The organism is Bacillus sp. EKM420B (assembly GCF_011065565.1).
In the GTDB taxonomy this organism is placed as follows: domain Bacteria; phylum Bacillota; class Bacilli; order Bacillales; family Bacillaceae; genus Bacillus; species Bacillus velezensis.
In genome coordinates this window covers 116,858-136,530 of record NZ_JAAMNX010000005.1, presented here as the reverse complement: position 1 = coordinate 136,530, position 19,673 = coordinate 116,858, and the positions used below count along the sequence as shown (strand labels likewise).

The 19,673-nt window shown below is 50.4% G+C and carries 14 protein-coding genes and 1 pseudogene; 11 read left to right on the top strand and 4 right to left on the bottom strand.

Features of this window, described 5'->3' with window-relative positions:
• Positions 1–50: 50 nt before the first annotated feature.
• On the top strand, positions 51–950 hold the full coding sequence (locus G9F48_RS15765) for an SDR family oxidoreductase (RefSeq protein WP_156736063.1): 900 nt from the start codon (positions 51–53) through the stop codon (positions 948–950).
• A gap of 46 nt (positions 951–996) precedes the next feature.
• On the opposite strand, the gene G9F48_RS15760 is transcribed toward G9F48_RS15765, so the two are convergent.
• Entirely contained in the window at positions 997–2,064 is a 1,068-nt protein-coding gene (locus G9F48_RS15760) for a tetratricopeptide repeat-containing glycosyltransferase family 2 protein (protein ID WP_165409766.1), read from the bottom strand.
• 158 nt (positions 2,065–2,222) lie between these two features.
• Here G9F48_RS15760 and G9F48_RS15755 point away from each other — a divergent pair, with 158 nt between their 5' ends.
• From G9F48_RS15755 to G9F48_RS15745, 3 genes are all read left to right on the top strand, one after another.
• Positions 2,223–4,112, top strand: coding sequence for an ABC-F family ATP-binding cassette domain-containing protein (locus tag G9F48_RS15755; protein WP_165409765.1), 1,890 nt, complete (start codon positions 2,223–2,225; stop codon positions 4,110–4,112).
• A gap of 177 nt (positions 4,113–4,289) precedes the next feature.
• Positions 4,290–4,712, top strand: coding sequence for a MerR family transcriptional regulator (locus G9F48_RS15750; RefSeq protein ID WP_003155658.1), 423 nt, complete (start codon positions 4,290–4,292; stop codon positions 4,710–4,712).
• Between the two features lie 63 nt (positions 4,713–4,775).
• On the top strand, positions 4,776–5,960 hold the full coding sequence (locus tag G9F48_RS15745) for an MFS transporter (protein WP_014304592.1): 1,185 nt from the start codon (positions 4,776–4,778) through the stop codon (positions 5,958–5,960).
• A 43-nt stretch (positions 5,961–6,003) separates the two neighbouring features.
• On the opposite strand, the gene G9F48_RS15740 is transcribed toward G9F48_RS15745, so the two are convergent.
• Complete coding sequence (locus G9F48_RS15740) at positions 6,004–7,560, bottom strand: ABC-F family ATP-binding cassette domain-containing protein (protein WP_003155656.1); 1,557 nt, start codon at positions 7,558–7,560, stop codon at positions 6,004–6,006.
• A gap of 171 nt (positions 7,561–7,731) precedes the next feature.
• On the opposite strand from G9F48_RS15740, the gene G9F48_RS15735 reads away from it, so the two are divergent.
• A complete protein-coding gene (locus G9F48_RS15735) occupies positions 7,732–8,862 on the top strand; it encodes a DEAD/DEAH box helicase (RefSeq protein WP_165409764.1) in 1,131 nt (376 codons plus the stop codon).
• A gap of 73 nt (positions 8,863–8,935) precedes the next feature.
• Positions 8,936–9,380 (top strand): annotated as a pseudogene (locus tag G9F48_RS15730) (GNAT family N-acetyltransferase).
• Positions 9,381–9,430: 50 nt separating this feature from the next.
• Here G9F48_RS15730 and G9F48_RS15725 read toward each other — a convergent pair.
• Both G9F48_RS15725 and G9F48_RS15720 read right to left on the bottom strand, forming a co-directional pair.
• Entirely contained in the window at positions 9,431–10,450 is a 1,020-nt protein-coding gene (locus G9F48_RS15725; RefSeq protein WP_165409763.1) for an NADP-dependent oxidoreductase, read from the bottom strand.
• A 128-nt stretch (positions 10,451–10,578) separates the two neighbouring features.
• Entirely contained in the window at positions 10,579–10,929 is a 351-nt protein-coding gene (locus G9F48_RS15720) for a DUF3212 family protein (RefSeq protein ID WP_050515827.1), read from the bottom strand.
• Between the two features lie 191 nt (positions 10,930–11,120).
• On the opposite strand from G9F48_RS15720, the gene G9F48_RS15715 reads away from it, so the two are divergent.
• The 5 genes from G9F48_RS15715 to G9F48_RS20095 form a co-directional block, all read left to right on the top strand.
• Positions 11,121–11,468: a general stress protein gene (locus G9F48_RS15715; protein WP_003155650.1), complete on the top strand. Its 348-nt coding sequence runs from the start codon at positions 11,121–11,123 to the stop codon at positions 11,466–11,468.
• A gap of 163 nt (positions 11,469–11,631) precedes the next feature.
• Positions 11,632–12,897, top strand: a complete 1,266-nt coding sequence (locus tag G9F48_RS15710) for a pectate lyase family protein (protein ID WP_165409762.1) — start codon at positions 11,632–11,634, stop codon at positions 12,895–12,897.
• A gap of 125 nt (positions 12,898–13,022) precedes the next feature.
• Positions 13,023–14,459, top strand: coding sequence for an anion permease (locus G9F48_RS15705; protein ID WP_165409761.1), 1,437 nt, complete (start codon positions 13,023–13,025; stop codon positions 14,457–14,459).
• 106 nt (positions 14,460–14,565) lie between these two features.
• Positions 14,566–15,264 (top strand): hypothetical protein, encoded by a 699-nt coding sequence (locus tag G9F48_RS15700; protein WP_063174323.1) that lies wholly within the window; start codon positions 14,566–14,568, stop codon positions 15,262–15,264.
• A gap of 114 nt (positions 15,265–15,378) precedes the next feature.
• Positions 15,379–19,673 (top strand): NTTRR-F1 domain (locus tag G9F48_RS20095; RefSeq protein WP_165409804.1); only part of this gene is annotated, 4,295 nt, incomplete at its 3' end.

Below are 19,673 nucleotides of genomic sequence, written 5' to 3'. Positions count from 1 at the left end.
CTCAGGGGTACACATACGAATACATCACCAATGATAAAGGAGAGTCTTGTATGTCTGATGTAAATCTGCACAACCCGCTGACGAAATATGATCATGATGAATTTCCAAAACAATATCAAGAACCGCCCGGTTTGCAGAAAGAGATGAAGCCTGTGCCGGATTGCGGTGAAACAAGCTATAAAGGAGCCGGCAAGCTGAAGGGAAGAAAAGCCCTCGTCACCGGCGGCGATTCAGGTATCGGCCGGGCCGCCGCAATTGCTTATGCCCGGGAAGGGGCGGATGTGGCCATTAACTATCTGCCTGAGGAACAGCCGGATGCAGAAGAAGTGAAAGCGTTAATTGAAAAAGAGGGAAGAAAAGCCGTTCTGCTGCCGGGAGATTTAAGCGATGAAGCGTTTTGCGGAGAATTGGCGGAAAAAGCGTATCAAGAGCTTGGCGGTCTTGACACGCTCGCTCTTGTCGCCGGCAAACAGCAGGCAGTGGATGATATCAGCGATCTTACTACAGAACAAATCTATCAAACATTTGAAGTCAACGTATTCTCGCTGTATTGGCTCGTCAAAGCCGCGCTTCCGTATCTGCCGGAAGGCGCGTCTATTATCACGACAACGTCCGTAGAAGGGTATAATCCAAGCCCGATGCTGTTGGATTATGCCGCGACGAAACATGCCATTATCGGCTTTACCGTCGGCTTAGGAAAGCAGCTGGCGAATAAAGGAATCAGAGTCAACTCTGTAGCGCCGGGGCCGATCTGGACGCCGCTTCAGATTTCCGGAGGACAGCCTGGTGAAAACATTCCGAAATTCGGCAAGGAAACACCGGCCGTGCCATTACAGCGTGCCGGCCAGCCCGCGGAGCTTGCAGGGATTTATGTCTTTTTGGCCTCAGAAGAATCGAGCTATGTGACATCTCAGATCTACAGTGTCAGCGGAGGTATTCCGACGGCGTAATGAATAAGGAGCTGCCCTCTTACAGGGGGCAGCTCTTTTTTTGATGTTATGTGCCGAGCACGTTTTGATTATACAGGACGCTCGGATGTGACGGGTGATAGGAGGCGGCTTTGTCGTTATGAATCTTCGCTTTTTCTCTGTCGCCGAGCTGCCAGTGGCAGACGCAGAGCTGCAGATGAGGATACCAGGTGGAATATTCGAGCTGGGTAAAGCCTGAATCGCTGTATGTGGCGGATAGGGCGAGCTCATACCAAAACACGCCCTGCCGGTATTGCCGTTTCTCCGCAAAATAGTCGCCGAGCCTGCAGCAGAACTCCGGCCGCGGACAATCAATCAAAAATGATTTTAAGAGAGACGTCATGGCGGCCTCTTCATGGCCGACCGCCCTGTAGCAATCGAATAGATATTGGCACGTTCTGATCTCGTCTTCGATCCAGCACTGTTTAGTGGAAAGAAAATGATGATAATACGTAATGGCGCGCTGATACTGGCCGTGATCCTTTAATTCATTCGCGAAATAAAATAAATCGCGAGGTGTCATCGTTTCACTGTTTTCCGCCATTTTCTCGTAAATCCTCAGGTTGCGGTCTGAGGGAGGCGAGTGCTTTTTCTCGGATTTGCGGTGTGTGACGGCGATATCGGTTTCTATAATGTTTCCGTATACTTCCAGATACTCATGCACGGCTCCGATCCAGCGGAACCCTTTTTCCCGCTTGACGAGACGGTTGCGGCGGTATCTGAAGCTGACCTCTCCCCGATCATCAAAGCCGACGTGATAATACATGGATACCGCGTCCACCTCTTTTGAAAGCGACGCCTTCAGTTCAATCAGCTTTTCACGGTCCTTTTCCGTCAGCATATCGTCGGCGTCCAGCCACAGAATATAATCCATTTCCGCTTTCGAAAACACAAAATTACGGGCGGCCGCAAAGTGATCGATCCATTCAAAATCATAAATCTTATCCGTATAACGGGCCGCGATTTCTTTCGTCCGGTCGGTCGAGCCCGTATCAGCAATCACAATTTCATCCGCAATGTCTTTGACGGAATCAAGACAGCCCGCAAGCACCTCCTCTTCATTTTTCACGATAACGCACAAACTGACGCTGATCATGTCATCACCTCTTCCCCTCCAGTGTATAAAAGGAGAGGCGGAAACATTCTTCGGACAAAATGATCGCTTCCAAGAAATTTGTCTGTCCTTTTACTAGTTTTATTCCAGCGCCTGATTTAAAATGAACACATGAACTTACGTGAGGATTGATAGGAACCATGAGCATCATAAAAGCGGAAAACCTTTATAAAACATACGGAGATAAGACATTATTCGACCATATCTCCTTTCATATTGAAGAGAATGAAAGAATCGGTTTAATCGGCCCGAACGGAACGGGGAAGTCTACGCTTCTGAAAACCATTGCCGGCCTTGAATCAACGGAGGAAGGCGGGATTACGGCTTCAGGAAACGTGAATATTGAGTTTTTGCATCAGGACCCTGAGCTTCCGGCCGGACAAACTGTCCTTGAACATATTTATTCCGGCGGATCAGCCGTCATGAGAACGATGAGAGAATACGAAAAAGCGCTTCAGGCGCTGAATGAAGAACCGGAAAATGACCAGCGCCAGAAACAGCTGCTTGATGCGCAGGCCCGAATGGACGCGAATGATGCGTGGGAGGCGAATACGTTAGCCAAAACGGTTTTAACCAAACTTGGCGTCACCGATCTGATGAAGGATGTCAGCGAGCTGTCCGGCGGTCAGAGAAAGCGCGTCGCGATTGCGAAAAACGTCATCCAGCCGGCTGACCTGCTCATTTTGGATGAACCGACAAACCACTTGGACAATGAAACGATTGAATGGCTGGAAGGCTACTTATCGCAATATCCGGGCGCCGTTATGCTTGTCACGCACGACAGATATTTTCTGAACAGGGTGACGAACAGAATTTACGAGCTTGAGAGAGGCAGCCTTTATACGTATAAAGGAAACTATGAAGTATTCCTGGAAAAACGGGCCGAACGGGAGGCGCTGGCGGAGCAGAAAGAAACAAAACGTCAAAACCTCCTGCGCCGCGAATTGGCGTGGCTCAGAAGAGGAGCGAAAGCGCGCTCGACGAAACAAAAAGCGAGAGTGGACAGAGCGGAGGCGCTCAAGGAGCAAAAAGGGCCGGCAGTCTCCGGATCACTCGATTTCGCGATCGGTTCCCACCGTCTCGGAAAACAAGTAATCGAAGCCGATAACGTCTCCATTACCTATAACGGCCAAGCGCTGATCAGCCGGTTTAATGAGCTTGTCATCCCGGGGGAACGAATCGGCATCATCGGGCCGAACGGAATCGGGAAAACGACACTTTTAAACAGCCTCGCCGGCAGAATTCAGCCTGACAGCGGCAATATCACCATCGGGCAGACGGTCCGGATCGGCTACTACACCCAGGATCACAGCGAAATGAACGGCGATATGAAAGTCATTGAATATATAAAAGAGACGGCTGAAATCGTCAAAACGGCGGAAGGCGATGTCATCACCGCGGAACAAATGCTTGAGCGTTTTCTGTTCCCGCGTCCGATGCAGCAGACATATATCAGAAAGCTGTCGGGCGGGGAAAAGCGCCGTCTGTACTTGCTGAATGTACTGATGCAGGAACCGAATGTGCTGTTTTTAGATGAGCCGACCAATGATCTGGACACAGAAACATTAAGCGTGCTCGAGGATTATATCGAACAGTTCCCGGGCGTCGTCATCACCGTATCCCATGACCGCTATTTCCTTGACCGCGTCGTGGACCGCCTGATCGTATTTGAAGGACACGGTGTCATTTCCCGTTTCCAAGGTTCGTACAGTGAATACATGGAACAAGCAAAAGCGAAGAAGACGGCGGTAAAACAGCCGGCCGAAGAGAAAAAGGCGGAAGAGGAGCCGAAGAAAAAGCGCAAAAAGCTTTCATATAAGGATCAGATCGAATGGGACGGCATCGAAGACAAAATCGCCGGCCTTGAAGAAAAGCATCAGCGTCTGGAAACGGAAATCGCTGAAGCGGGAAGTGATTTCGGAAAGATACAAGAACTGATGGCCGAACAGGCAAAAACGGCTGAAGAGCTTGAAGCGGCGGTGGAGCGCTGGACCGAATTGTCACTGATGATTGAAGAACTTGAGAATTAAGAAAAGCCGGTACGGCCCCCGAGAAGATGGCGGGTCATACCGGCTTTTTGTTTTAAACAAATGTCTCCCGGCGCTTTAAAGACAAAGGTCAAGTTTATCCGGCATAGAAAGTTTACGTTTACGTTAAGGTTCAAATGGTGTATAATAGAAACAGATACGACAAGAGGGGGATTCACCTTGGAATGGATGAAGATTGATCAAGTTGCCAAGCGAAGCGGACTGACAAAACGAACCATTCGTTTTTACGAGGAGATTGGTTTGATTCCTGCTCCTAAACGGACAGAAGGCGGCGTCCGGCTTTACTCTGAAGATGATATGGAGGAGCTCGAAAAAGTCACCAGCACAAAAGAAGTGCTCGGTTTTTCCCTTCAGGAACTTCAGCAGTTTATGGAGATGAGCCGTCAGCTGGAATTAAACAAAGAGGGGTACTTGTTGTCACTGGATCCGAAGGAACGGAAAGAAAAGCTGGAAGAGATTCAGCACGCTTTGAACCACCAGCTTGAGATGATTGATGAGAAGATCAGCACATTTCAGCATTTTAAAACGCGCCTTAACGGAATGAAAGAAAAAGCTGACCGCGCCATTCAATCAATCGAATGATTTTGCTGTAAACGCTATGGATATAGCGTTTCTTTTAATGGATAAAACAGGAGGTCTGGTCAAATGGATACATCATCACAACAGAAAACAGGCTTATTCAGCCAGCCGAAAGCCGTTTGGGCGGTTGCGTTTGCCTGTGTGATTTCTTTTATGGGAATCGGTCTTGTCGATCCGATTCTTCCGGCAATCGCCGCACAATTACATGCTTCACCTAGTGAAGTATCTCTGTTATTTACAAGTTATTTGCTCGTTACCGGTTTTATGATGTTTTTCTCCGGCGCGATTTCCAGCCGGATCGGCGCAAAATGGACGCTGCTTCTCGGACTTATTTTTATCATCGTGTTTGCCGCTCTCGGCGGAAGCTCAAGTTCAATCGCTCAGCTTGTCGGCTATCGCGGCGGCTGGGGGCTTGGGAATGCTCTCTTTATTTCAACCGCGCTTGCCGTCATCGTCGGGGTATCTGTCGGCGGCAGCGCCAAAGCTATTATTCTGTATGAGGCCGCGCTCGGACTGGGAATTTCCGTCGGGCCGCTTGCCGGCGGAGAGCTGGGCAGCCTTTCATGGCGCGCTCCGTTCTTCGGAGTGTCTGTCCTGATGTTTATAGCGCTTTGCGCGATTTCACTCATGCTGCCGAAGCTGCCGAAACCGGCGAAACGCGTCGGTGTGTTTGATGCGATGAAGGCGCTCAAATATAAAGGCCTTTTGACAATGGCAGTATCTGCATTCTTATACAACTTTGGATTTTTTATTTTGCTAGCTTATTCTCCGTTCGTGCTGGATTTAGATGAACACGGTCTTGGATATGTCTTCTTCGGCTGGGGCCTTCTGCTGGCAATTACGTCAGTCTTTACGGCGCCGCTCGTGCACAAAGCGCTGGGCACAGTGCGTTCGCTCGTCGTTCTCTTTATCGCCTTTGCGGCCATTCTCGTTATTATGGGGGTCTGGACTGACCATCAGACGTTGATCATTACATGTATCGTTGTTGCCGGTGCCGTTCTCGGTATGGTGAATACGATCATGACAACCGCTGTGATGGGTGCTGCGCCGGTTGAACGTTCAATCGCGTCTTCAGCCTACAGCTCAGTCCGCTTTATCGGCGGTGCGCTCGCTCCGTGGATTGCGGGAATGCTGTCAGAACACTTCACCGCAAGCACACCATATACAGTAGGCGGGATTGTCGTTTTTGTCGGCATGCTTGTCCTTCTCATGGGACGCAAACATCTCGCCGGAATAAAAGCCGGACATTAAGAAAAAAAGGAACTTCCGCATGGGCGGGAGTTCCTTTTTGTGTTTACAGCACTTTCGTCGTCCAAGATTCACAATTCCATGTTTCCGTCGCGATATCCATGTAGAACTCGGGTTCGTGGGAAATCAGCAGAATGGAGCCTTTGTATTCTTTCAGCGCGCGTTTCAGCTCTTCTTTCGCATCGACATCCAGGTGGTTTGTCGGTTCGTCAAGCACAAGTAGATTTGTTTCTGAATTGATCAGCTTGCACAGTCTGACCTTCGCTTTTTCTCCTCCGCTGAGAACGGAGACGCGGCTTTCAATGTGTTTGGTCGTCAGGCCGCATTTGGCGAGGGCGGCGCGGATTTCGTACTGGGTAAAGGAAGGAAATTCGCTCCACACTTCTTCGATGCACGTATTGTTATTGGTTTCTTTCACTTCCTGCTCGAAATAGCCCGTGTATTGATGCTCGCCGCGCTCCACCGTGCCTTCCAGCGGCTGGATTTCACCGAGCAGGCTTTTTAACAGCGTCGTTTTCCCGATGCCGTTTGCGCCGTACAGGGCGACTTTCTGTCCGCGCTCCATTCTGAGATTGAGCGGGCGTGACAGCGGAGTATCGTAGCCGATGACTAAGTCCTTCGTTTCAAAAATGAGCTTGCCTGACGTTCTCGCAGGCTTGAAATGGAATTCCGGTTTCGGTTTTTCGGCCGCCAGTTCGATCATATCCATCTTATCAAGCTTTTTCTGACGGGACATCGCCATATTTCTCGTGCTGACCCGGGCTTTGTTGCGGGCGACGAAATCTTTCAGCTCAGCCACTTCCTGCTGCTGTTTTTTGTAGGCGGCTTCGAGCTGCTGTTTTTTCACTTCGTAGACTTCCATAAACTGATGATAATCACCGACATAACGCGTCAGCTCCTGGTTTTCCACATGATAAATCAAATTGATCACGCTGTTTAAAAACGGAATGTCGTGAGAAATTAAGATGAACGCATTTTCATATTCCTGCAAATAGCGTTTCAGCCATTCAATATGCTGCTCATCAAGGTAGTTGGTCGGTTCGTCCAACAGAAGGATTTCCGGTTTTTCCAAAAGCAGCTTGGCGAGCAGCACTTTCGTCCGCTGTCCGCCGCTTAAGTCAGTGACGTCGCGGTCAAGGCCGACTTCCTGCAGGCCGAGGCCGCGGGCGATTTCTTCAACTTTGCTGTCAATCACGTAGAAATCATTGTTTGTCAGGGCGTCTTGAATGACACCGACATCTTCAAGCAGCTGCTCAAGCTCATCAGGGTCCGCTTCGCCCATTTTGTTGTAAATCTCGTTCATTTCTTCTTCCATCGCAAATAAGTAATGGAACGCATCTTTCAGCACGTCGCGGATCGTTTTTCCTTTTTCAAGCACGGTATGCTGATCGAGATAGCCGACACGCACGTTTTTCGCCCATTCAACCTTACCCTCATCAGGCTCAAGCTTTCCGGTAATAATATTCATAAACGTTGATTTACCTTCGCCGTTTGCTCCGATTAAGCCGACGTGTTCCCCTTTTAAAAGACGGAACGATACATTGTTAAAAAGCGCACGGTCACCGAAGCCGTGGCTTAAATCTTTTACGGATAAAATACTCATCATTACACCTCTATCGTTATCAGACACGCTTTTTTTATCATGTGTCTTTCTCATTTATGATTATAAAGGAGGAGACCGTTTGTTAAAAGGCTTGGAAGGAAAAAGAAAATTGCGTTTGGCGCGTGCATTTGAGATACTATGGAGTAGATTTTAAGAATTGAGGAGAACGACATGACCCAAACATGGCCATTTTTACAGCATACACAACCATTTATCGTCGAAAACTGGGAGGCGTCAGGCTTTCAGGAGCCGACCGTTATTCAGGAAAAAGCCGCTCAGGTGATTATGGAAGGGAAAGACGTCATTGCCGAATCCCCGACGGGAACGGGAAAAACATTGGCGTACACGCTTCCGGTTCTGGAGCGGATCAACCCGGAACAGAAACATCCGCAAGTGATCATTTTAGCGCCGTCCCGCGAGCTTGTGATGCAGATTTTTCAAGTGATTCAGGAGTGGAAAAAAGGCTCCGATCTTCGCGCTTTGTCTTTGATCGGCGGGGCAAACGTGAAAAAGCAGGTGGAGAAGCTCAAAAATAAACCGCATATCATTGCAGGCACACCGGGCAGGGTGCTCGAATTGATTCAGGCGAAAAAGCTGAAAATGCATGAAGTCAAGACGATCGTTCTTGATGAAGCGGATCAGCTCGTGACGAAGGAACACCGCGAAACGATGAAAAAAATCATTAAAACGACGCTGAAAGACCGACAGCTTCTAAGCTTTTCCGCTACGCTGCAGCCGGAGACAGAAGAGGTGCTGAATGCCATCGCACATGAACCGGCCGTTTTGAAAGTGGAGCGGAATACGGCGGAAAAAGCGCGCGTCACGCATCAATATCTCGTCTGCGATCAGCGGGATAAAGTGAAGCTTTTGCAAAAGCTGTCACGGCTGAACGGCATGCAGGCGCTCGTGTTTGTCAGAGATATCGGAAATTTAAGCGTCTATGCGGAAAAACTCGCCTATCACCATGTGGATCTCGGCATCCTGCACGGAGAAGCGAAAAAAATGGAGCGGGCAAAGATATTATCAGCGTTTGAACGGGGAGAATTTCCGCTGCTTCTGGCGACTGACATTGCGGCGCGCGGACTCGATATCGATGATCTTCCGTACGTCATTCACGCGGACATCCCGAATGAAGACGGATATATCCACAGATCCGGCCGGACGGGGCGGGCCGGTAAAGAAGGAACCGTACTCAGCCTTGTCACGCCGATGGAAGAATCCAAATTGAAAAAAATGGCCAAATCACTCGGAATTGAGCTGAAAGAGGCGGTTTATTCAGGCGGAAAATTATCTGAGAAATAAGAAACGGAGGGCGGGAAGCCCTTCTTTTTTTATTGTAAAATAATAGAAAAGGTTCGGGCGGGGGAGTGGGAAGATGGGTTCAATAGACCGATTTCAAATATTGAAGGAACGTGAGCTGAAAATACTTGAACACTGGTTTAAGAACGATAACATCAGACGGAGAATGGATGCGATGCTGCCATTAGACGCGTGGTATGCACGATTGAATAAAGATGAAGACGATACTGTGATTATGGCATATGACGGGCAGCTTCCGGCAGGAATGGTCTCTAGAGTTTGTGGAGGAACGGGCGTATATCGGATTGATCGTCAATCCTTTGTACCAGCTTCAAGGGTACGGAAAACAGATTTTGCAAAAACTGCTGACTGATCCTAGGTTTACCGGCGTGCGGGAATGGGCGGCAAGCATCGAAATAGACAATCAAATCAGTTTAGCCTGCTTTCAAGCAGCGGGATTCACTTTGGAAGATACGGAGCCTGATGAAGACGGTTTTCTGACTTTGATTCTTCGCGGCTGATGCGAAAAAGCAAAAGGAGGGGACAAAGCCCTCCTTTTTTCATCATCATGTTAACTTAGATCACTGACTTTGATGATCTGTTTGCCTTTGTTTTCTCCTTTAAACAGGCCGAGAAAGGCGTCTGGAATATGGCTGAATCCTTCCGTAATCGTTTCTTCATAATGAAGCTTCCCGTCCTTGAGCCATTCGGCCAATTGTTTCGCGCCTTCGGAAAAGCGGTCAGCATAATCACCGACGATGAATCCCTGCATCAGCGCTTTTGTTTTGATCAGCTTCGGCTGTACGCGGGGGCCCATGTCTTCCTCTTCACTTTCGGTATTATATGAAGAGATCGCTCCGCATACCGGAATGCGGGCGAATTCATTCAGCAGGTTTATCACCGCATCTGAAATCGGTCCGCCGACATTGTCAAAATAGACATCGACGCCGTCAGGGCATGCCTGTTCAAGCGCTTTTTGAATATTATCCGCCGTTTTGTAATTAATGGCTTCATCAAATTGAAGCTCCTCTTTCAGGTACGCGATTTTTTCGTCAGAACCGGCGATGCCGACAACCCGCGCGCCTTTGATTTTTGCAATCTGCCCGACTGTTGAGCCGACGGCGCCCGCAGCCCCTGAAACGACGACGGTTTCGCCCTTTTTCGGACGGCCGATATCGAGCAGCCCGAAGTAAGCGGTCAGTCCGGTCATCCCTAAAATGCCGAGATACGCCTGGGCGGGTGCAATATCCGTATCCAACTTGCGGAGGGCGGACTCATTGACGGCTGAATATTCCTGCCATGCGAGATTTCCGATCACAACATCTCCTTTTTTCAGCTTATCGCCGTCTGTCAGAACTTCGGCAATCACTCCGCCTGTTATGGCTTCATCTAAAGCGAACGGCTCTACATATGATTTTGTATCCTGCATCCGTCCGCGCATGTACGGATCAACGGACACATAACTCGTTTTCACAAGCACTTCGCCGTCTTTCGGTTCGGGAACGGCAATCGTTTCAAAGCGGAAATCGTCATGGACGGGAACGCCTTTGGGGCGTCTTGCCAATTGAATCTGCTGCTGATTTTTCGGCATGATGCATCCTCCTTCAACATGAGTGTTTGTTCCAAATGTAACACGAACCATTTCCCGAATACAAAATCAAACCGTCCGCCGGCAACAAAAAAAGAAGGGCCAGGGCCCTTCTTTCCTTATATGCGTATTTAAAAGAATAACCGGTACACATCGGTGTTTTTCTCATGTTCCAAATATTCATAGGCATTCGTTTTTGAAGAATGAAGCATGTCAGCGGTAATGACGGGCTGAAGCGCGGTCAGATAAGAACCCAGCTTATTTTCAATTTCTTTCGGCAGAACGGATTCGATATCACCGATATTGATAATGATAGAGAAAACGAAATCGATATTAATATGAAAAGTATCTTCAGCAAAGACCGTAAGCTCTTTTATTCCATCCGGGCAGCGGGTATGCCGGCGGAATACCTGCTTCACTAAATCACTGACAACCCAAGCGTTAAATCGCTGTTCCGGTGAAAAGTAATGAATAGGAACCACCTCCCTGCTTAATCGGCTCATGAAGATTTTTATTTTTCTGATAAATGTAGCTTTCCCTACTGTAACATGTCCCGCCGGAAAATATCCACCGACAATCTGCCCGTTTTTTCCCGGAACTCTCTTTCTTTTGTTTGACCTTTGGTTGAGCGGGTAAACATCCAATATACAAAAACAAAAGGGAGGACTTATCAATGAAACCGGTAGTAAGAGAATATACAAATGATCAAAAACTGATGCAGGACGTAAAAGAGCTTCAGCAATTGGGTGTCGCAAAAGAAGACGTATATGTGCTTTCACATGATGACGACAGAACGGACCGCCTGGCAGATAATACTGATGTCAATACCATCGGAGCGAAAGAAACGGGCATTAAACACGCGGTCGGCAATATGTTTAATAAAAAAGGCGACGAGCTCCGCAACAAAATTCACGAAATCGGCTTTTCAGAAGAGGAAGCATCACAATTTGAAAAGCGCTTAGATGAAGGAAAAGTTCTTCTGTTTGTCACGGATAACGAAAAAGTAAAATCATGGGCGTAAGCTGAACAGATCCCAAGGGGTTTTCGGTCCCTTGGGATTTTTTTGCGGTTTCCGCAATAAAACCGAAAGGCACATGCTGTACATTTTCGGTGCCGTTTCTCAAATGATTTGATAGAATTCAATTGTAATAAATTGGAATGAAAAATCAGGAGGAGCACAATTCATGAAAAAAATGTTATTTATGCTGGCGGTTTGTTTATGTATGATCCCTGCGGACGTCTATGCCGCTGACCTGGGACGGCAGACGTTAGGAACAAATGACGGCTGGGGAGCCGCTTCCGGCGGGACAACCGGCGGCGCGAAAGCCTCTTCGTCGAATGTCTACACCGTATCAAACAGACAGCAGCTCGTTTCTGCATTAGGGGGAAGCGCCAACAGCACGCCGAAGATTATTTACATACAAGGCACAATCAATATGAATACGGACGACCGCAATAAAACGCTCGGCTTTAATGATTATAAAGATCCGGCATATGATCTCAACGCTTATCTGAAGGCGTACGACCCGGACAAATGGGGGAAAAAAGCGCCGTCAGGCACCCAGGAAGACGCCAGACAGCGATCTCAAAAAAACCAGAAAGCACGGGTCGTGATTGACATTCCTTCCAATACGACGATCATCGGTTCGGGTTCAAATGCCAAAGTGACAGGCGGAAGTTTTAATATAAAGAACGGCGTCGACAATGTCATCATCCGCAACATTGAATTTCAAGACGCTTACGACTATTTTCCGCAATGGGACCCGACGGACGGCAGCAGCGGCAACTGGAACTCGGAATATGACAATATCACCATTAACGGCGCGACGCATATCTGGATCGATCATTGCACCTTTAATGACGGATCGAATCCCGACAGCGGTTTTCCCTACTATTACGGCAGAAAATATCAGCACCATGACGGCCAGACGGATATAGCCAACGGGGCGAATTATATTACATTGTCCTATAATAAATATCATGACCATGATAAAGGCTCCGTCATCGGAAACAGCGACAGCAAGACGTCGGATGAAGGAAAACTGAAGGTGACCCTTCACCATAACTATTACCAGAACATCGTCCAGCGCGCACCGCGGGTCCGGTACGGGCAGGTTCATATTTATAATAATTTTTACGCAGGCTCTAAAAGCGCCGCATACCCGTTCAGCTATGCGTGGGGCGCGGGCCACGCGTCAAAAATATATGCCCAGAATAATGTCTTTGAAGTGCCGGGACTGGCTGCTGATAAAGTCATCAGCGTCTTCAGCGGCGGAAAAGCGCTTCATGAAGACGGCACTCTTTTAAACGGCGCCTCCATCAACGCGTCAGCCGCCAACGGATTAAGTCAGTCCGTCGGCTGGACACCGTCATTGCACGGTTCCATCGGCTCATCATCAAATGTAAAATCAGATGTTATATCTAAAGCCGGGTCGGGTATATTAAAATAATAAACAAGAAGCACAAAGGAAAATATTCCTTTGTGTTTTTTTAATTAACAAAAACGTTTATTAACTTAGTTAAGTAGTAAAATGGGATAGGGGATGGAAGACAACAAAATAGGAGGAGACCTGTAATGGCTTCAGAAAAAGACGCAAAAAAACAGCAGGCAGTAAAAATCATTCCTTTGCTTATTACTGTTGCTGTGGGATTAATCATTTGGTTTATTCCCGCGCCGTCCGGACTTGAACCTAAAGCATGGCATTTGTTCGCTATTTTTGTCGCAACAATTATCGGCTTTATCTCCAAGCCCTTGCCAATGGGCGCAATTGCAATTTTTGCATTGGCAGTCACCGCGTTAACGGGAACGCTATCTATTGAAAATACGTTAAGCGGATTTGGAAACAAGACAATCTGGCTGATTGTCATCGCCTTTTTTATTTCCCGGGGATTTATCAAAACCGGGCTCGGCGCCAGGATTTCTTACGTATTCGTACAACGGTTCGGGAAGAAAACACTCGGCCTTTCTTATTCACTGCTTTTCAGTGATTTAATTTTATCACCTGCCATTCCGAGCAACACGGCACGGGCGGGCGGCATTATTTTTCCTATTATCAGATCATTATCCGAAACTTTCGGATCAACGCCGGCAGACGGAACAGAGCGGAAAATCGGCGCTTTCTTATTAAAAACCGGTTTTCAAGGAAACTTAATTACGTCTGCGATGTTTTTGACGGCAATGGCGGCGAACCCGCTGATCGCCAAGCTGGCCCACGATGTCGCAGGGGTGGACATCACATGGACAAGCTGGGCAATCGCGGCCATTGTACCGGGATTGGCGAGCTTAATCATTACGCCGCTGGTCATTTATAAGCTGTATCCGCCGGAAATTAAAGAAACACCGGACGCGGCTAAAATCGCAACGGAAAAATTGAAAGAAATGGGTCCGTTTAAAAAATCCGAACTCTCCATGGTTATCGTCTTTTTATTGGTGCTTGCGCTGTGGATTTTCGGAGGAAGCTTAAATATCGACGCAACGACGACGGCCCTGATCGGATTATCCGTTTTGCTTTTGTCACAGGTATTAACATGGGAGGACATCAAAAAGGAACAAGGTGCATGGGATACGCTGACTTGGTTCGCGGCGCTTGTGATGCTGGCGAATTTCCTGAATGAGCTCGGCATGGTGTCTTGGTTCAGCGATATGATGAAATCATCTGTTTCCGGTTTTTCATGGATTGTGGCATTTATGATTCTGATTGTCGTGTATTATTACACGCATTACTTCTTTGCGAGCGCAACCGCGCATATCAGCGCCATGTATGCGGCATTTCTCGCCGTCATCGTGGCGGCAGGCGCTCCGCCGCTGTTGGCGGCGCTCAGCCTGGCGTTTTTCAGCAACCTTTTCGGTTCGACGACGCATTACGGATCAGGAGCGGCTCCGGTCTTTTTCGGAGCGGGTTATATATCGCAAAGCAAATGGTGGTCCATCGGCTTTATCCTGTCAATCGTCCATATTGTGACATGGCTTGTGATCGGCGGATTATGGTGGAAAGTATTAGGGTCATGGTAGAAGAAAAAAGGCAGACTCAGGTCTGCCTTTTTTTATTTCTGTAAGGAATGGGAAGGGCCTGCACATGATGACTTCAGTGCGAATAGAATATTGCCGGGGTGATAATATGAGCAGCGGCCGTAATCAATACATGATATTGAAACAGAAACCTTACAAATATATGAGCAGACATATGAAACGCCGGTATGAACAATTACCATGTGAACTTGAAAGTCCGGAAACAGGGACGGAAAAACGGTTTCCGTCTTCAGATGAAAATCGATCTGCCTTGTGCGTACCCGGGCTGCGAGGTCCGGAAGGCAAAAGAGGACCCGCCGGCTCCCGCGGTCCGCAAGGGGAGGCGGGTCCGCCCGGTCCCCCGGGGCCTGAGGGGCCGCCGGGAGCGGTTCCTGCGGTAGCTTTTCAAAATACAGCAGAACTAATGACGATTCCGTTAGAAGGAACACCGATAAACGTGTTAAGCGCAGTGATAGCTGCGCCGACAGATCAATTGGTGAAAACGGATGCCGTCATACAAGTAAATGTGGAATTAGATCCGCTCGCGTCTCATTTCTCATTGGTCTTAGCTGTCGAGCTGCAAAGAAATGGCGTATCGATACAAACACAGAGACAAGAGAGGAACCTCTTTTCTTCAGGCGGGCAAATCATAGGAATTCCTTTTACGTACATCGACGAAATGAAGGCGGATGAAACAGCCGCGTATCAGCTCTATTTATCCGTCCTTTCTTCGAACTACGTAACACAAGTCGCAGCGGCAAACCGCTCCCTCATTGCGACGGGATTCCCCATTCAAGGATCGGATTAAGGTGATGAAAAGAAATCACCTTTTTTATTTAGGTTGTCAAAACACAGCCCGTATTAATATGCTGTCTTAATAAGTAAGACGGTCAACAACGGGAAGGAGAGGGAAAAAGATTGAATGAATAATCCGATTATAAACGGGAGCTTTGAAACCGGCACATTAGCGGGCTGGAGTTCGGCAAATACCCAGATTAACAGTTTGTTTGCACATTCAGGGAGATATTCTGCGCAATTTATTGGAGCTCAGCCATATGCTTACCTCAGTCAAATCGTTCCCATTTCAGCCAAGTCAGTGACTCTATTCGTATCACTCGCAACGCTCGGAAATGAGCCAAGTCCCCAAGTCACTCTCCAGATCATCTATGTCAGCGCAGCAGGTGAACAAATCAGTTCCATTCAAGAAAATATCACACCCGGAAATTTGCCGAACGTGCTCTTTCACACATGGTCTGAAATCTATAAAACAAGCAGTGTGCCTTCTGGCACGGCCTCTGCCGTCATTGTATTAAGTAAAGTTTCTTCCGGAACGGTTTTAATAGATGACGTTTCATTGGCGCAAACCGGGGGTGAACCTGGCGTAACAGGAATTACAGGTCCCACAGGAGTGACGGGTCCCACAGGAGTGACGGGTCCCACAGGAGTGACAGGAGCAAGAGGAGCGACCGGAGTAACTGGTGCAACGGGATCAACTGGTTCAACCGGGGCAAGAGGAGCGACCGGAGTAACGGGTCCAACTGGCGCGACTGGCTCAACAGGAGCAACCGGTGCAACGGGATCGACAGGAGCGACTGGGGTAACTGGGACAACAGGAGTAACTGGGGCGACAGGCTCAACCGGCCCAACCGGTGAAACGGGTGTAACGGGAGTAACAGGAGCGACCGGAGTAACTGGGGTAACGGGTGTAACGGGAGAAACCGGTCCAACCGGATCTACAGGCTCAACCGGAATAACAGGGGCAACGGGATCTACAGGCTCAACCGGCCCAACAGGGGCAATGGGTGTAACTGGAGAAATCGGCGCAACTGGAGAGACCGGTCCAACTGGATCTACAGGCTCAACCGGAGCAACTGGTGTGACTGGCCCGATTGGGGTCACGGGAGCGACAGGAGAAACCGGGGCGACGGGGATAACCGGCTCAATCGGAGTAACAGGTCCAACGGGAGTGACTGGCGCAACGGGAGTGACTGGAGCAACAGGTGTAACTGGCTCAACAGGCCCAACTGGTATAACCGGATCAACCGGCCCAACCGGAGCAACGGGGGTAACAGGCGCGACGAGCCCAACCGGTGTGACTGGACCAACAGGGGTTACTGGCTCAACAGGAGAAACCGGCGCAACGGGCCCAACAGGAGTAACAGGCCCAATCGGTCCAACGGGTGTGACTGGAGCAACGGGAGTAACTGGGGCGACCGGAGAAACCGGCCCAACCGGAATCACGGGTCCAACCGGAGTAACCGGGGCGACCGGAGAAACCGGAGCAACGGGATCGACAGGCACAACCGGCCCAACCGGTGTAACGGGAGTGACTGGGTCAACGGGTCCAACAGGAGAAACCGGCGCAACCGGAGAAACTGGCTCGACCGGGGATACTGGAGCTACTGGCGTAACCGGCCCAGCAGGAGCAACGGGATCAACAGGAGAAACCGGAACCACGGGCTCAACTGGAGTAACTGGGGTAGCAGGAGAAACCGGTCCAACTGGAGTTGCTGGGGCAACCGGTGTAACTGGAAAAACCGGTGTAACAGGGCCAACAGGAGAAACAGGCTCGACCGGGGCAACCGGAGCTACTGGAGTAACCGGCCCAGCAGGAGTAACGGGCTCAACCGGCCCAACTGGCGCAACAGGAACAACCGGAGTAACAGGAGCAACAGGATCGACTGGCATAACGGGTTCAACCGGCCCAACAGGTGTAACAGGTTCGACCGGAGCAACCGGCCCAACTGGAGTAACAGGTTCAACGGGAGAAACGGGTCCAACCGGAATCATGGGTCCAACAGGAGTAACAGGTTCAACGGGATCGACAGGCTCAACCGGAGCGATCGGTGTAACTGGGTCAACAGGAATAACCGGAGCGACTGGCGCAACAGGAGTAACAGGTTCAACCGGAGCAACTGGTGTAACGGGAATAACTGGTGTAACAGGACCAACTGGACCAACTGGAGCAACGGGAGTAACAGGAGCAACGGGGATAACCGGAGCGACTGGTGTAACCGGCGCAACAGGGCCAACAGGAGAAACCGGAACCACGGGCTCAACCGGAGTAACAGGGGCAGCAGGAGCAACCGGTGTAACTGGAGAAACCGGCCCATCAGGGGCAACGGGGGTAACAGGATCAACAGGAGCAACCGGAACCACGGGTTCAACCGGAATGACTGGAGTAACAGGCTCAACCGGTTCAACTGGTGTAACCGGTGCAACGGGAGAAACTGGCCCAACAGGAGTAACAGGTTCAACGGGAGAAACGGGACCAACCGGAGCCACGGGAGTAACTGGTTCAACTGGAATAACCGGAGCGACCGGTCCAACCGGCCCAACAGGTGTAACAGGAGAAACCGGAGCAACGGGATCGACAGGCACAACCGGCCCAACCGGTGTAACGGGAGTGACTGGGTCAACGGGGATGACCGGAGCGACTGGTGCAACAGGGCCAACAGGAGCAACCGGAGAAACCGGAGCGACCGGTGTAACTGGGTCAACAGGAATAACCGGACCGACTGGCTCAACGGGAGAAACCGGTTCAACCGGAGCAACGGGTGCATCCGGGGCGACCGGCGCAACGGGAATAACTGGAGAAACCGGAGCAACAGGATCGACTGGGGTAACTGGTGTAACCGGATTAACAGGCTCGACCGGAATAACAGGGGCAACTGGTGCAACAGGGTCAACTGGTTTAACGGGAGTGACTGGTTCAACCGGAGAAACCGGCCCAACTGGGGTCACGGGCTCAACTGGTGTAACAGGTCCAACTGGATCGACTGGCGCAACCGGAGCGATCGGTGTAACTGGTGTAACAGGTCCAACTGGATCGACTGGCGCAACCGGAGCGATCGGTGTAACTGGTGTAACAGGTCCAACAGGAGAAACAGGCTCGACCGGGGCAACCGGAGCTACTGGCGTAACCGGCCCAACCGGAGCCACGGGAGAAACTGGCCCAACCGGCGTAACAGGTTCAACCGGAGTGACTGGGTCAACAGGAGAAATCGGAGCGACCGGTGTAACTGGCCCAACAGGAGAAACTGGGGCAACGGGAGAAACCGGAGCAACCGGTGTAACTGGAGAAACCGGCCCATCAGGGGCAACGGGGGTAACTGGAGAAATCGGCCCAACGGGAGAGACCGGTCCAACCGGAGTAACAGGATCGACTGGCATAACGGGTTCAACCGGCCCAACTGGTGTAACAGGTTCGACCGGAGCAACCGGCCCAACTGGAGTAACAGGTTCAACGGGAGAAACGGGACCAACCGGGGCAACAGGAGCAACCGGCTTGACCGGTGTAACAGGCCCAACAGGTGTAACAGGATCAACAGGAGCAACCGGTGTAACTGGAGAAACCGGCCCAACCGGAGAAACGGGTGCAACAGGACCGACAGGAGCAACCGGTCCAACTGGAGTTACTGGGTCAACCGGAGAAACTGGCTCGACCGGGGATACCGGAGCTACTGGAGCAACCGGAACCACGGGTTCAACCGGAATGACTGGAGTAACCGGCTCAACCGGTTCGACTGGTGTAACCGGTGCAACGGGAGAAACTGGCCCAACCGGCGCAACAGGGGCAACGGGGGTAACTGGAGCAACCGGCCCAACGGGAGAGGCCGGTCCAACCGGATCAACAGGCTCAACCGGAATAACAGGAGCAACCGGAGAAACTGGCTCGACCGGGGATACTGGAGCTACTGGAGCTACTGGAGTAACCGGCCCAGCAGGAGCAACGGGATCAACAGGAACCACGGGCTCAACTGGAGTAACAGGGGCGACTGGAGAAACCGGCCTAACCGGAGTAACGGGTCCAACTGGTGTAACGGGATCAACCGGTGTAACAGGGTCAACAGGTGTAACAGGTTCGACCGGAGCAACCGGCCCAACGGGAGAAACTGGCCCAACCGGAGAAACGGGTCCAACTGGTGTAACGGGAGCAATAGGTGTAACAGGAGAAACCGGTGCAACTGGAGCGACTGGCGCAACCGGTACAACCGGAATGACAGGCCCAACAGGAGTAACAGGCCCAACCGGTCCAACGGGTGTGACTGGAGCAACGGGAGTAACTGGGGCGACAGGAGAAACCGGCCCAACCGGAATCACGGGTCCAACCGGAGTAACAGGAGCAACGGGAGAGACCGGTCCAACCGGAGTAACAGGAGCAACGGGAGAGACCGGTCCAACCGGAGTAACAGGAGCAACGGGAGAGACCGGTCC